The 15,371-nt window shown below is 39.5% G+C and carries 8 protein-coding genes; all 8 read left to right on the top strand.

The genetic code is table 11. The annotated features are described in order from the left end of the window. Positions 1-37: 37 nt before the first annotated feature. The 8 genes from K8P02_RS17135 (at position 38) to K8P02_RS17100 (ending at position 15,353) form a co-directional block, all read left to right on the top strand. Positions 38-2,647 carry a zinc-dependent metalloprotease gene (locus K8P02_RS17135; RefSeq protein ID WP_025867061.1) on the top strand — a complete coding sequence of 870 codons (2,610 nt, stop codon included), beginning with the start codon at positions 38-40 and terminating at the stop codon, positions 2,645-2,647. A 78-nt stretch (positions 2,648-2,725) separates the two neighbouring features. Beyond that, the gene (locus K8P02_RS17130; protein WP_002558251.1) at positions 2,726-3,562 is read left to right on the top strand and encodes a T9SS type A sorting domain-containing protein; all 837 of its coding nucleotides are present in this window, start codon (positions 2,726-2,728) and stop codon (positions 3,560-3,562) included. A gap of 156 nt (positions 3,563-3,718) precedes the next feature. After that, positions 3,719-6,406 carry an MGH1-like glycoside hydrolase domain-containing protein gene (locus K8P02_RS17125; RefSeq protein ID WP_195448918.1) on the top strand — a complete coding sequence of 896 codons (2,688 nt, stop codon included), beginning with the start codon at positions 3,719-3,721 and terminating at the stop codon, positions 6,404-6,406. A gap of 22 nt (positions 6,407-6,428) precedes the next feature. After that, on the top strand, positions 6,429-6,713 hold the full coding sequence (locus tag K8P02_RS17120) for a LysO family transporter (RefSeq protein WP_025867060.1): 285 nt from the start codon (positions 6,429-6,431) through the stop codon (positions 6,711-6,713). Beyond that, positions 6,710-7,312: a lysine exporter LysO family protein gene (locus K8P02_RS17115; RefSeq protein ID WP_002558248.1), complete on the top strand. Its 603-nt coding sequence runs from the start codon at positions 6,710-6,712 to the stop codon at positions 7,310-7,312. Before K8P02_RS17120 ends, K8P02_RS17115 begins: the two co-directional genes overlap by 4 nt. Positions 7,313-7,330: 18 nt before the next feature. Beyond that, the gene (locus tag K8P02_RS17110) at positions 7,331-10,471 is read left to right on the top strand and encodes a glycoside hydrolase family 2 TIM barrel-domain containing protein (RefSeq protein WP_025867059.1); all 3,141 of its coding nucleotides are present in this window, start codon (positions 7,331-7,333) and stop codon (positions 10,469-10,471) included. A 17-nt stretch (positions 10,472-10,488) separates the two neighbouring features. Beyond that, positions 10,489-12,423, top strand: a complete 1,935-nt coding sequence (locus K8P02_RS17105) for an MGH1-like glycoside hydrolase domain-containing protein (protein WP_002558246.1) — start codon at positions 10,489-10,491, stop codon at positions 12,421-12,423. Between the two features lie 47 nt (positions 12,424-12,470). Further along, positions 12,471-15,353, top strand: a complete 2,883-nt coding sequence (locus K8P02_RS17100; RefSeq protein WP_122202065.1) for a M43 family zinc metalloprotease — start codon at positions 12,471-12,473, stop codon at positions 15,351-15,353. The last annotated feature ends 18 nt before the right edge of the window (positions 15,354-15,371 follow it).

Genomic DNA, 15,371 nt, shown 5'->3' with positions numbered 1-15,371 from the left:
CTGTGAAGACCTTTCAAGCCCACTTAATATCTGAAAAATGAAAAAAAATACACTGTTTTTACTGGGTGTACTTCTTGGAATGGGAAGTATAAACGGGGTATCGGCACAGCAAAATGTGTGTGGATTCGAACATCAGCAAGAGATGTATAGGAAATTACATCCTACTGCGGAAACTGAAAATGTAGATGCTCTGGTAGCGACGAGGACTAACGTCTCTTATCATCAAGGGCAGTATGTGATTCCGGTTGTTTTCCATGTATTTGCAGACGCCACAAATGATTCTCGTCTGAAAGTGACTTATAGCTTAATAGAAAAAGCCTTAAAGCAAACCAATGAAGATTTTCAAGGATTGACTGCCGATTACAACCAGACAGGGGCAAGCAGTCGTTTTGAGGAGATAAAAAAGCCATTGAATATTGCTTTTCGTTTGGCAAAAATAGATCCGGACGGAAATCCGACGAAAGGTGTTGTATTCTATGATGAAGCCGAGAAAGGTTTTGGCAATGGAGGAGGATATGATGAAGCGATCCAGAAATATGCATGGGACAATAGTCGATATATGAATATATATATAATGAAAGATCTTTATGCAGATGGGGATTATTATAATTCAGGCGTTTCCTGGTTACCGGACAATTCAATGACAATGGAAAACTTGGCTCGTGTAGTCTACAACGGTAGTTATATAGGTAATAATACAAGCGAAAATTTTCGCCGGGTTTTGACTCATGAATTCGGGCATTTTATGGGGTTACATCACACCTTTGAGGGTGGATGTACTTATCCGAATGATGGGATTGAAGATACCCCTCCTGTAGCTACTTCCAAATGGCCGGCTGATCAGGTAAACTGTGAAGGAAATTATACAGATTGGGAAAACTTTATGAATTACACAGATGCTTACCGACATTTTACTGCAGGACAGGTGGCTCGAATGGAATATTATTTAAATGAGTCTTTATCTCGGAGTGAATTGTGGCAAGAAGAAAACCTGGTTGCAACCGGAGTAAATGATGGCTATGTAGCTGCCCCTGTGGTCCTGATTGTAAAAGGAAAGAATTTTTCCGAAACTATAGATAATCAAGGTGAGGTAAGCGGTTCTCTACAGTTAGAAGCAAGTGCTGGGATGACATTTGCCAAACTCGGTGTACTGGTAGAAGGTACTGATTATACAATTTCAAATTTGCCGGCAGGTTTGCAGGCAACAGTAACTCTTTCAAGTGATGTTACTGCTATGATTACGATGAGTGGAAAAGCCTTAAGTCACCAGGCTTCCGATAGCCATAAGGATGTCTCTATAACTTTGAATACTTCTGTTTTAAAGGTGGAGAATGGAACGCCAACTGCACAGAATATTAATTTTGGAGTATTGTTTAATGATCCGTATACTTCTTACTGTTTATTTAATCCTCGTTTTGCTCCTTATGCACACATTTCTAAAGTTAAGTTTGCTCAAATAGAAAGAAATACGGACTTTGATGGACAACAGTATAAAGATTTCCGGGCTGATTATGTAGCCGGACTGGAGAAAGGTAAAACATATAAATTGGAAGTTACTGTGCAAAACTGGAAATCCGGCGAAAATGATCCCTATACAGTTCGTGCCTGGTTTGACTGGAATGGTGATTATGTATTTCAGCAAGATGAAATGATTGCTCCCCAGAAAATAAGTAAGATTGGTAAAGCAGGTACAGAGCATGTACTTATTTTTGATATTGTTGTACCAGATGATATGGTAATGGATAAAGAATTTGGTTTCCGTGTGATGTTACACTATACATTAGGCAAAGACGGAGAAGATCCCTGTGGTGAAATCGATAGTGGAGATGTTGAAGATTATGGTATCATATATGGTGAAGAGAACGCCCATGTATTACCTCCTGATGGTCCGGACGAGCCGGTTGATGAGGTATGTGTTCCGGAGTTTTCTTATCGTCCTTATGCTTATATTAAAAAAGTGGAATTTGCAAATATCTCTAATGAAACAACCGGTGAGGTGAATAATACGGAGATTATTGAGGATTTCAGAGACAATCAGGAACTGAATGGGCATATAGAGAAAGGAAAAGAATATGTAATGAAAGTGACCTATTCGAATCTGAATTCTAACTCGAAGGATGCTTATGTGATACGTGCCTATATTGATTGGAATCATGATAATATACTTGAAAAAGAGGAATCTCAGAAGATAGCAATTCCTGCCATTGGTTCAGCTGATAATCCGGGAACTGTTGAATTCAGATGGACTGCACCGGATAATGCAGTACTGAATGAAAAATTACATATGCGTGTTTTTATGCATTATGGTGATGCTGATAGTATGGTAGGGGAACAGCCTTGTGGAACTGTGGAAAATGGACAGTTAGAAGAGTATTATGTGATTGTTTCTTCTGATCCCAGTATGATAATTGATCATACAGTTGGATCAATGAATGTTTACCCTAATCCTACAGATGGCATTTTGTATATTGGTGGTGAAAATATGAATATGGTAAAATATAGCTTGTATAGTATTGATGGTCGTTTGGTACAACAGGACAATATTACTACCTCTCAAATAGATATCAGTAAGCAACCGAAAGGTGCTTATCTTTTAAAAATAGAGACGAAAGAGTCTGTATTACAGCAAATTGTAATTCTGAAGTAAATAATTGGACCGGTAGGTGATCACTGGTTTCCTACCGGTCATATGTCTATTTATTAATTATCAAAACAAATTAAAATTATGAAGAAAAAATTACTTTGCTGCTTTACGCTACTTAGTATGGTAGCTGGGCAAGCGATGTCACAATCTCAATTGTGTAGACCTGAATTGACATGGGGTGCTTATGCTTGTATCTCAAAAGTTGAGATTAATGGTATGGTGAGTGAATCATCTACAACTCCTGAAGGATGGGATGGAAAGATCGGTTCTAATACGTATGATGAAAATGTTCTTTTTGCTGATTACACAATGGACAAAGAGCGTGTTGTTACGTTGGAGGCAGGTAAAGAGTATGAATTAAAAATTACCGTTTGTAACTTCTCTTCCGGTGCCGGAGATGAGTATTATGTAACTGCTTTTTTTGACTGGAATGGTGATAGCAAACTGACTGCTGCTGAGACGGTTTTTCAAAAGTCGATTGCTGTAGGAAAACCGGGGCAGAGTTCTTTTAAAGTAGTTTCCGGAAAAATAACTGTTCCTGCCGATGCCAGCAAGACTTTTACAATGCGTACTTATCTGCATTATAAAACTCCGGATGTTCCTTATACAGATCCTTGCAGTACACAAGACGGTGGTGTGTTACAGGATTATACTGTTCAGCTTGATGGCGGAACCTCTATTGAAAATACATCACTTGATGCATTTGCTGTATACCCGAATCCAACAGACGGAGAAGTCTTTATAAAATTGGAGAATGCCAACGAATATATGCTTTATAGCGTTGATGGTAAATTGGTACAAAAAGGAATGATAACAGGAAACTCTATCAATATTTCAGGTAATACTTCCGGCATGTACATTCTGCAAGTGAAGACAAACGATGGATTAGTAAAACGAACCAATATTATCATTAAATAATATTTTTCACACTTTATAGGGTATTTAGAAGCTGGTTCGACTGATCGTGACTGAATACAATTGTATATGGTCTAAGAACCTTAATACAAGATTCTGGTAGAGAGGGCCGAACCAGCTTTTATTTTTTAATATTAACTGATAAAATTTAATACTGATATGTTTAGAGAGAAATTTAAAGTACAAATGTGGCGATTATTGTTTGTGGTGGTGTATACCATTTGCTTCTCCATATCAGTTTCTGCGACCCAACAAACAGCTATTTATAATGTAGAATCTTATAGTGATATTTTAGATATCCGGTGTACTCCATACAGCAATGATTATTTTACAGGAGGTTTTTCTGATTTGGGTTCATGGATGTGTTTTACATTACCTTCGGAGAATAACTGGATAAATGGTTTTTGTGGTCCTTTTGAGCTCGATCACCGGCAATGGATATCGGATGCCATTCTCCAAGTCGGATTTACTGCAGACATCACAACTGAAACTTTTACTCCTGATAGCGTGACATACGTTCCGGGAGAACTATACATGAATTCTTCTTCTAAACAGGGGAATATACAACAACGCTTATTTTTTGTAGATAAGTATACGGCGTTATGGAGTTGTGAAACCAGTGAGAAGAGGGAACTCTACATTACAAATGGTTCGTTACAAGGAATACAGTCATCCGGATTGGAGAATAATATTCTGTCTTTGAAACTATCAACCGGAGAGATGTGTGTCGTCACATTTTCATCGGATATTCAGCTTTCCTATGAGAATTCCAAGCTCTTGGCCAAACTTCCTGAAGGGCATAAAGGATATGCCACTATTTCTTATTTCTACGAATCGAAACGGCCGGATAATTATGCCCAGTTGATACAGGGTATATTATTACATCCTGATAATTATATAACAGAACATACGAATCGTTGGATGAAATATCTGAAATCTGTTTTACGTCCGGAAATGCCTGTAGAATATCATCGTATCGCAGTAAAAGCTATGGTGACATTGTTGACAAACTGGCGTGCATCCAGAGGTGATTTGTTTCATGATGGAGTTATTCCTTCTCATGCAATGTCTTATTTCATCGGTTTTTGGGGATGGGATTCGTGGAAGCATGCGGTAGCATTAAGCCTGTTTGAACCTAACCTTGCTAAAGATCAGGTTCGTGCAATGTTCGATTATCAGACTTCAGAAGGGATGATCATCGATTGCATCTATACCGATAAAAAAGAAAATAATGAACGAAACAGTAAACCGCCATTGGCAGCATGGGCAGTGAGCGAAATCTATAAAGCTACTTTAGATGCTGATTTTGTGAAAGAGATATATCCTAAATTGCTGAAATATCACCGTTGGTGGTACGAATATAGAGATCACGATAAAAATGGTTTTTGTGAATTTGGCTCAGTGGATGGTACGCTTGAGGCTTCTGCCTGGGAAAGTGGTATGGATAATGCGATTCGTTTTGATCATTCTTCTATGCTGAAGAATGATAACAGAGCCTGGAGCTTAAATCAGGAATCTGTTGATTTGAATGCTTATCTGGCCCATGAATATCTATTGCTGAAGGAATTGAGTATAATAGCCAACTGTGAGTTTAACGAACCGGATCGGACAGCAACGACAGCCGATTATTTCTTTGATAGAGAAAAAGAATTTTTTTATGATAAAAGGCTGAGTAGTCACAGTTCTGTGCAGGTAGAAGGTTGTGAGGCTTATATTCCACTTTGGGCAGGAATCGCTACACCCGCTCAGACAGAGTGTGTCTTGAAGTATCTAACTGATCCTTTGAAGTTTGCAACGTATATTCCTTTTCCTACTGTTACGGCTGATCATCCGAATTTTTCGCCGAATGGTTATTGGAGAGGTCCGATATGGCTGGATCAGGTATATTTTGCAATTCATGGATTAAGAAATTATGGTTATACTGAATTGGCCGATGGTTATACAAAACAAGTGTTCGATCGCCTTAATGGTTTGCGTACAGATGCTCCAATTCATGAAAACTATGAAACAAGTACCGGGAAAAGGCTGAAATCTCCACATTTCAGCTGGTCTGCTGCTCATTTACTGCTGCTTTATCGTGAATCGGGGGTATTGGATGGTAAACAGACTGATTTGTGTCTGTTTCAATCAGATTACCGTAACTATGCTTATATAAAAGGGGTTGAATTTGCCGGGATTAATAATAATGTTTCTTACTCGGAGACAGGATGGATGGATTATTCCAAAGAAAATGTAGCCGCGTTGGAATGTGGCAAAACACATGTGATGAATGTAAAAATAGAAAATTGGGATTCGGGTTCTTCAGATATCTATAAACTGAGACTTTGGATGGATTGGAATGGTAATTATGAGTTAGAAGAGAATGAATTGGTTGATACCAAGCTTATTAGTCCGATTGGGCAGCAACATAAAGAGCATGATTGTCAGTTTCAGATTACTATTCCGGAAAATGCAGTAAAGAACGAGAAACTCAAATTTAGGTTATTCTTACATTTTGTTACGGACGAATCGGACGGAGTAACCCCTTGTGGCTGGGTGGATAGTGGCATTGCACACGACTATGGCTTCGTTATAAAGTCGGGTGGATCTTCTGTTCAGCAGAATACTGATACTCTGAAAGCAAAAGTTTTTCCGAATCCGGTAACAGATTATCTATATATACAGGTAGATTCTCCAATCAGACAATATTCAATTTTAGGTTTAGAAGGTACCGAATTATTCAAATACTCCGGAGACATAGATAAAATAGATATGAAATCTTTTGCTTCAGGCAATTATATTCTTCAGGTTAAATATGAAGAGAATGGAAAAGAGCGGACAGAGGTTTTTAAAATAGTTGTTCAATAGGAATTATATAATTTGTATGTTTATATTTACTATTATTGGGTTGATGGGCAGTGGAGTATTACTTGGTTATCTATCAAGAAAACGAAACCTGAATATTGTACATCGGATTATTACGTGGTTAATATGGATTCTTCTATTTCTTCTTGGAACGGAGGTTGGTGGTAATAAAATGATATTGGAAGGACTACATACGATCGGGCTTGAAGCACTGGTAATTACATTAGCGGCTGTTGCAGGTAGTGTTTTGGGGGCCTGGGGATTGTGGCTTTTTATATCATACCGAGACGTGAAAGGAGGAAAGGAATGAAAAGTAGCATTGTTATTGTACTGTTTTTCGCATTGGGTATCTTACTTAATTTGTACGGTTTGTATCCTTCGTACTTAGAACAACTGGATTTGAGTTTTTATGCATTATGTGCCTTGATGTTTTGTGTTGGTATTACTGTTGGCAATAATCCTCAGATACTATTGAATTTTAAGACAGTAAATCCAAGATTCTTTTTGCTTCCTGTATTGACTATTTTAGGCACTCTTGTTGGCTGTTGTATGAGTAGTGTTTTCTTCAATAAGCATTCTCCGGTAGATTGTATGGCTGTGGGAGCGGGTTTTGGATATTATTCGTTATCAAGTATTATTATTACTGAATATAAAGGAGCCGAATTGGGGACTATAGCCCTGCTATCCAATATAATGAGAGAGATTATAGCTTTACTGGCAGCACCTTTTCTGGTTCGTTTCTTTGGAAGATTGGCACCTATCGCAGTAGGAGGGGCTACGACAATGGATACTACTCTTCCTATTATAACTCGCTATTCCGGAGAAAAATATATAGTTGTATCTATTGTCCATGGGTGTTTACTGGATTTTTCCGTACCATTCATTGTAACGTTATTGTGTACCATTTAACTATAATACATTGAGAATATGAAAAAGCATATTTTATACTTGATCATTCATGGTTTGTTTTGTTCTACATCTTTGTTGGCAGGGGAGCAAGTTCCCTGGCAGGATCCACAAATCAGCGGTATTAACAGAGAGCCGGCGTGTGCCTATTTTATCTCTTTTCCTTCCGAAGCAAAAGCGTTGTCCAATGATGTACAGGCTAATGAACGGAGAGTCTCTTTAGATGGAATATGGAAATTTCTTTATTCCCGGAATATAGATGCATGTCCTAAGAATTTCTTTAAACCGGATTTTAATACAAAGAACTGGAGTGATATTGAGGTACCTGGAAGTTGGGAACTCCAGGGTTTCGATTGTCCTATCTACACAGATGTCAAATATCCTTTTCCCGCTAATCCTCCTTTTGTTCCTTCAGATTATAATCCGGTAGGTATTTATGCCAAAGATTTCATTGTACCAAAATCTTTTAATGGGATGGATGTATTTTTGGATTTTGAAGGAGTTGAATCTGCTTATTATTGCTGGGTAAACGGACAGTTTGTTGGTTATGCCGAAGACAGTCGTCTTCCTTCACACTTTAATGTGACCTCTTTGTTGAAAACCGGTAAGAACAAAGTAGTGGTTCAGGTTTTCAGATATAGTGACGGCTCTTATTTAGAAGGACAAGATTACTGGAAATATAGTGGCATTGAAAGAAGTGTATACCTGATCGCCAGACCAAAGTGCCGTGTGAAGGATTTTAAGGCGTCTGCTCAGTTGGTGAATGATTATAGAGATGGAGATCTACAATTGGATTTGACAATGGCCTTACCTGAAAATGTAGTGGGAAACCGGGTGCAATTGAAGCTGATGGAGGGTAAGAATTCTCTATTTTCTGATGAGAAGATTATCACTTCTTTGTCTGATACTCTTTTGCGTTTCGATCATCTTATTAAAAATGTGAATGCATGGAATGCAGAGACGCCTAATCTTTATACTATGGTAGTAAGTGTGAAGGATAAGGAAGGACATGTTTTAGAGGCATTTCGGCATCGTATTGGTTTCCGTACGGTTGAGATACGTAACGGACAGCTTTTGATAAATAATGTTCCTATTTTAATTAGGGGAGTAAACAGGCAGGAGCACGATCCACATCGGGGACGTACACTTTCTTTGGAGACTATGCTTACAGATATTAAAATGATGAAGCAATTTAATATCAATGCTGTTCGCTGTAGTCATTATCCCAATAGACCGGAGTGGTATGAGTTGTGTGATGAATACGGACTTTATATGGTTGATGAGGCCAATATTGAATCACATGGAATGGAATATCATGAAGATGGAACTTTAGCTAATTATCCTGATTGGGAACGTCCTTTTATGGAACGTATGAAACGTATGGTGATGCGTGACCGTAATTTCACAGCTATTATTACATGGTCATTAGGCAATGAATCAGGTTATGGAAAGAACTTTGAAACACTGTATAATTGGACAAAAAGCTTTGATACGACTCGTCCGGTTCAATATGAAGCAGCTCGCCGTGAAGGTTTGTCGGATATCTACTGTCCTATGTATGCCCGGATTTGGTGGTTGCGCGAATTTGTTAATGAACGGAAGTTGCGTCCGATGATAATGTGTGAATATGCACACTCTATGGGAAATAGTACAGGTAACCTGCAAGACTATTGGGACTTGATTTATAAGTATGATAATTTGCAGGGTGGATTTATTTGGGATTGGGTTGATCAGACATTTGCTAAAAAGGATGAGAAGGGTCACGATATTTGGGCATATGGCGGTGATATGGGATATGTTGGTGTACCTAATGATTCTAACTTTTGTGCAAATGGTCTGGTAGCAGCAGACCGTTCACTTCATCCACACATCTGGGAGGTAAAGAAGGTTTATCAATATGTACATTGTGAACCGGTTGCTTTCACAAAAAACAAGATACTTGTTACCAATCGCCACGATTTTATAGATCTGGCAGGTTATTATTTGAGATGGGTAGTTGAAGCAGACGGTGAAGAAATTCAATCGGGTGTTTTAGATTTTCCTGCTATTCCGGCAAATTCCTCCCGGGAAATAACAATTCCTTATCGCGAACTTCTTCCTGCATCAAAAGAATATTTTCTGAAGATTGAAACGTTGACCAAGCGTGAAGAATCTTATGCTCCGAAGGATTTTATTGTAGCGATGGATCAATGGCAGCTGCCGATTGAGAAGAGCGGGCAGCATGTAAATAAAACCAATGAACCCGTTAAGGTATTGCGTACTGAAAAAGAATTGATACTCGAAAGTAAATCGTTCAGAACAGAGTTTTCAACTGTTTCAGGAGAAATGACTTCTCTGAAATATGGCAGTAAAGAAATGCTTCTGGCAGGTTTAAGACCAAATTTTTGGAGACCCTCTACAGATAATGATGTGCCCAGTGGTTTGCTCTCACGTAGTGTGGAATGGAAGAAAACAATGGAAGTTGCCCGGCTTCTTAAGTTGGACATGGAAACTAACCCTGATAGTACATGTGTTAAAGTACTTACCAAATATCGCTTGGAAGAGCAGGACTCTTTTGTGCAAATAGCCTATCAGATTCTCGGAAACGGAATAATTAAAGTGGAAATGTCGTTTATACCGGGACAAAAACCGTTACCGGAAATGCCTCGTTTTGGGATGCGTATGATTATTCCAAAAGAGTATGACCAAATGACCTGGTTTGGAAGAGGCCCCCATGAAAATTATGCTGATCGTAAGACTTCTGCTGCCATAGGATTTTACCAGGCAAGCGTATGGGAACAATTTCATCCTTATGTACGTGCACAGGAGACCGGTAATAAGTGTGATACCCGCTGGCTTACCCTTTGTGATAAAGAGCAAAAGGGATTATTGATTACAGGTACAGAACCTTTGTCTGTAAGTGCGTGGAATTTTATGCAGGATGATATTGACTACGTCCCTTTCAGTGTAGAACGCAGACATGGTGGAAGTGTAGAGAAGAAAGATTTGGTGTGGATTAACATAGACCAAATGCAAATGGGAGTAGGTGGAGATAATAGCTGGGGGGCTCAGGTACATCCGGAATACACTATTACTCCGTCAATGAGGAAATATAGTTTTGTTATACAACCTATCCGGACTTTAGAGGGAATAGTTGAGCAGGCTCGTCAGATATGGTTTTAATTAAATTCATAAAGATTATGAGAAAATATATTATAAGATTTTGTGTACTGATTGGCGTGAGTATACTTTTTAGTAATTGTTCTGAGCAAAAAAAAGAGTCTCATCCTTTGTTAGTACATAAGTATGACAATATTTTGGATATATCTTATACTCCTAATGACTCTTTTTATTGTAGCGGGTGGTTTTCTGATCAAGGAGCGTGGATGGGGTTTACTGTACCACAAAAGGAACGATGGATTAATGGCTTTTGCGGTCCCTTCGATCTGGAAACACGCCGATGGATTTCTCAATCATTGGTAACGGTAGGATTTGCTGAAGCTCCCGATGAAGTTTTCTCTCCGGATTCTGTTGTCTATTTCCCGGGAGAGCTGTATATGCGTTCTTCCTCCGGGCATGGGACTATAAGTCAGCGTCTTTTCTTTATTGATAAATCCAACGTGCTGCTGGAATGTGTTTCGGATAGTAATAAACCGTTGTGTTTTTATGGTCAGGCATTAGATGATAATTCTTCTTATAGTGTAGTAAATAATTCATGCATGCTTTCTTCATCCTCCGGAGATCAATATCTGATTACCTTTCCGGAAAATGTAAAGATCCATTTCTCCGGTAATAGATATGAGGCAAATGTTTCGTCTGCATCTCCAATTTATGTGGTAATCTCTTCCCTGGAGAATATCAAAGGGCAGATGTTTGATTTTGGTGCTATTGCCAAGATGCAATCGAATCCTTCCGGTTTCATCAATAAGCATTATCAGTGTTGGAACGGTTATTTAGAGAAAGTGTTGCGATCTGATATGCCGGAGGAGTACGATCGGATTGCAGTTAAAGCAGTGGTTACTCTTATCGCCAACTGGCGTAGTAGCCGTGCCGGATTATTACATGATGGAGTGGTTCCATCACATGCTGTAGGCTATTTTATGGGATTCTGGGCCTGGGATTCATGGAAACATGCTGCTGCATTGGCTGACTTTGCTCCGGAACTGGCTAAGAATCAAGTACGTGCCATGTTCGATTATCAAATGGATAACGGAATGATAATAGATTGTATCTATACGGACATTCGCGAAAACAACGCAAGGGATAGTAAACCACCTTTGGCTGCATGGGCTGTGAATAAGATATTTGAAGCAACGGCTGATACTGCTTTTGTGGAAGAGATGTATCCTCAATTGCTTCATTATTATCATTGGTGGTATCTGGATCGTGATCATGATTCAAATGGTATCTGTGAATTTGGTTCGGTAGATGGAACGATTGAGGCAGCAGCTTGGGAGAGTGGTATGGACAATGCCATTAGATTTGATTGTGCAAAAATGGTCAAGAATAGCGATACAGCCTGGAGTTTTGATCAGGAATCGGTTGATCTGAATGCTTTTCTGGCTTATGAGTATTCTTTACTGAAAAAACTGGCAGTAGTGGCGAAACAGCCGTTCAATGAAAAGGAATATGCAGATATTATAAGTACTTATTTTTATGATAAAGAGTCCGGATTCTTTTTTGATAAAAAGTTGGATGGAACATTCGTGAAAGAACCAGGCAGTGAGGCTTATATACCTTTTTGGGCAGGTATCGCGACCAAGGAGCAGATGAAGGAGGCTATGAAGCTATTTACGGATTCTACAAAGTTCTCTACTTATATTCCTTTTCCTACTGTTGCGGCTGATAATCCGAAGTTTATGCCCCGAGGATACTGGAGAGGGCCTATATGGTTGGATCAAACTTATTTTGCTATTTCCGGATTACGAAGATATGGCTATGTGGAGGAGGCGGATGCATATACCCGTCAGGTATTCGACAGGCTCCATGGTTTGAAGGGAGATGGTGCAATACATGAAAACTACGAAACATATACAGGTAAGCAGTTGAAAGCTCCCCACTTTAGTTGGTCGGCTGCACATCTTCTGATGTTGTATGAGGAGTACAACAGGCGAGCTTCTGTTGCCGGATTATGAGTTACTACAATTTATTATTGTATATAAACCATTTAAAATTTTTTGCAATGAAAAACAGAACAAGTTATTGGACTACATTACTGTGTCTATTAGTAGCTTTGGGAGGTACTGCGCAAAACGTTCCGGGTTATGTACCGGGAGCACCTTTGCCATGTCGTGCCCATGAACAGATTCAGCGTTATTTTGAGGAAAACCCGACTGCTTTAAAGAGACACAATCAACTACCACAAACAAGGGTGTCAACAGAGCGCCCCGACTCTTATGTAATCCCGGTAGTGTTTCACATCTTTGGAGAGACTTTTAATGGGGCAAAGCTCAATGATGAGATAATAAAGGATGCTTTGAGAAAAACGAATGAAGATTTTCAGGGTATAACAGCAAATTCCGGTGATGATAATCCTGACTTTAACAAACTTCAGGCCAATATGAATATTACTTTCAAGTTGGCCGAAAAGGGACCCGACGGAGAAGCGACTACCGGTATTCTGTATCACCGTCTTGAAAGTGGGTTCGGGAACTATTATGCACCCCGAATGGCACTGTATGCCTGGGACAATCATAAATATATGAATGTGTATGTGATGAATGATCTTTATGGTGATGGAGTGACCAATAATTCGGGTGTATCCTGGTATCCGGATGTAGAAATGATGGAAGAAAATCTGGCCCGTGTAGTATACAATGGTGCTTATATCGGAACGAATACGGATGAAAATTTCCGTCGGGTATTAACCCATGAATTCGGGCATTTCCTGAACTTGGCTCATACTTTTGATGACAATGGTGGACGCTGGCCCGACGGCTGTAAAGCAAATAAGGCAGGACAACCTAATCCGGGTGACTGGGTAGATGACACGCCTAAAGCAGATGTGGCTCTGATGGGAGCAGCCGATCGGAATTGTGAGAATGAGTTGACGAACTGGACGAATTATATGAATTATTCCTATGTCCGTACGTCCATGTTCACAAAGGGGCAGGTAGACCGGATGCTCGATGCACTGGATCATCCGGCTCGTGTAGAGTTGTGGCAAAAAGAAACTGCCGATCAGGTCTTTTTTATAGAGGAAGCTACCAAACGCATCGCTCTGACCAGTCGTGGAGACATTCTGGAGGCACCTGCCAATGATGGAACTTTTGATGGTACATTTGAATTCACATTAATCAATGGAGTACTGGCTGATAAAGACTTTGTGTATGGTACTGATTTTGTCATTGATGGACTGCCGGAAGGACTGACTCCTAGGCTGCAGAAGAAAAGTAACACGGAACTTATTTTGTCTTTCCAGGGTAAGGCAGTAGTAAACGACCGGAACATAGAATTGGCTGTAATTTTCAAGAATGGAATGTTAGAGAGTGGTGAGTTATATGATTGTAAATTGCCGTTGACGTTAGAATGTCGTCCCGATTATGGTATTAAGTATGTAGATTGTGAGGATATCAATATTTCATCTGCCCATGGTTGGGAGGTTATTAAGTTGGATACAAAATATGAGAATTCTGTGTTTGGGTTGATGTGGAATACTAACCAGGGTAGTTATTACGGTAATCTGTATATCGAATCGTATGAGAAGAAGATGATGGGAGCCAGAACCAATCTGACTGTAGTCAACTATGGAGAAAAGATTGGTGATTCTTCTGATTGGACAACAGGTATTGGAGCTTATCCGAATTTGGGAACTTTAGTGTCTAAGGGGTATGCCGACTGGAAAGGAAAAATTGCATTTGTGGGTATTCAGTTTGAAGGAACTCTGGCTGGTGAGATATTATATGGCTGGCTGAGAATATCTGTAGCCGATGACGGTAATTCGTTTACCTTATTGGATTATGCCTTTAATGAAGCTCCGGGAAGTGCTATTATAGCCGGACAAAAGAGTGAGGATATGGGTAAATCGGAATTGATATTTGGTACTACTTCTGTGATGGAAAATGCAGAGTTGAATGACGGGACAATTACACAAACTATAAATATGGTTGTTATGGGAGATAATACATTCAACCGGACAGGTATCTTGACTGAGGGAACGGATTATACATTGACTGTACCCCAAGGTTTGGTTTCTCAATTGGAGGTTGTGTCAGAGAAGCAAGCTGTTTTATCTTTCAAAGGAAAGGCCGAAAGCCATGAAGCAAAGGATATGGATGTAACCGAATTAACATTGAAGCCAACCGTATTCAACCATTCGGATATTGAAAATTTATCAGCGCAATTGAGCTTTGATTTTCTGAATCCATATCAGGTTATAATTGGAGATCTCGGGATAGGTGCTGGAGAAGAATATGGAAACTGGACTTATTTTTATGCTCCCGAAGATTTGGATAACGGCTATGGTGCCTGGGAATTTGGTGTAAAACATTTGAAACTGGAAACCTACCTTAAACCAATGGTTTGTCTGGAAAATACAAGGAATATTGCACCTTTGACCGAAGGAACGGAGATTGGGGTTAAATCCAACTGGGTTACTCCCGGAGATTATCCCAATCAGCTGGATATTGCTACCAGCCAGTTTACCAGCTGGTATGGCCGTACTGCTTATGCTGGTTTTGCCTTTGAGTATTTAGGTAATACGTTGTATGGCTGGTTTGAAATAACAGTAAGTGCTGATGGAGGCTATTACGTAGTCAATCGGTTTGCTTACAATGAAAAGCCGGGTGAACCTATTTTTGCCGGTAAGACTGGTCCAAACGCTATTCATAATCCGGGCCTTCAGGCTGTCTCTTTGTCTCCCAATCCTGTAAGTGATCTGTTACATATAACAGCTCCGGAGCATACTCATATCTCTGTTTATGGTATCAACGGAACAAAAGTGTGGAGTGGCGTAATGACTACCGGACAAACAGATGTCTCAGTGTCGTATTGGGAAAAAGGTTTCTACTTTGTTCATTTGTCTAAGGACGGAGTGAATGTGGTACAAAAGATTATGGTAAAATAGAAAAGAAAAATAAAGAAA

Source organism: Bacteroides nordii, assembly GCF_019930665.1.
Taxonomy (GTDB): Bacteria; Bacteroidota; Bacteroidia; order Bacteroidales; family Bacteroidaceae; genus Bacteroides; species Bacteroides nordii.
Note: the sequence above shows the minus strand (reverse complement) of the source record. Positions and strands in the feature narration are given on the sequence as shown.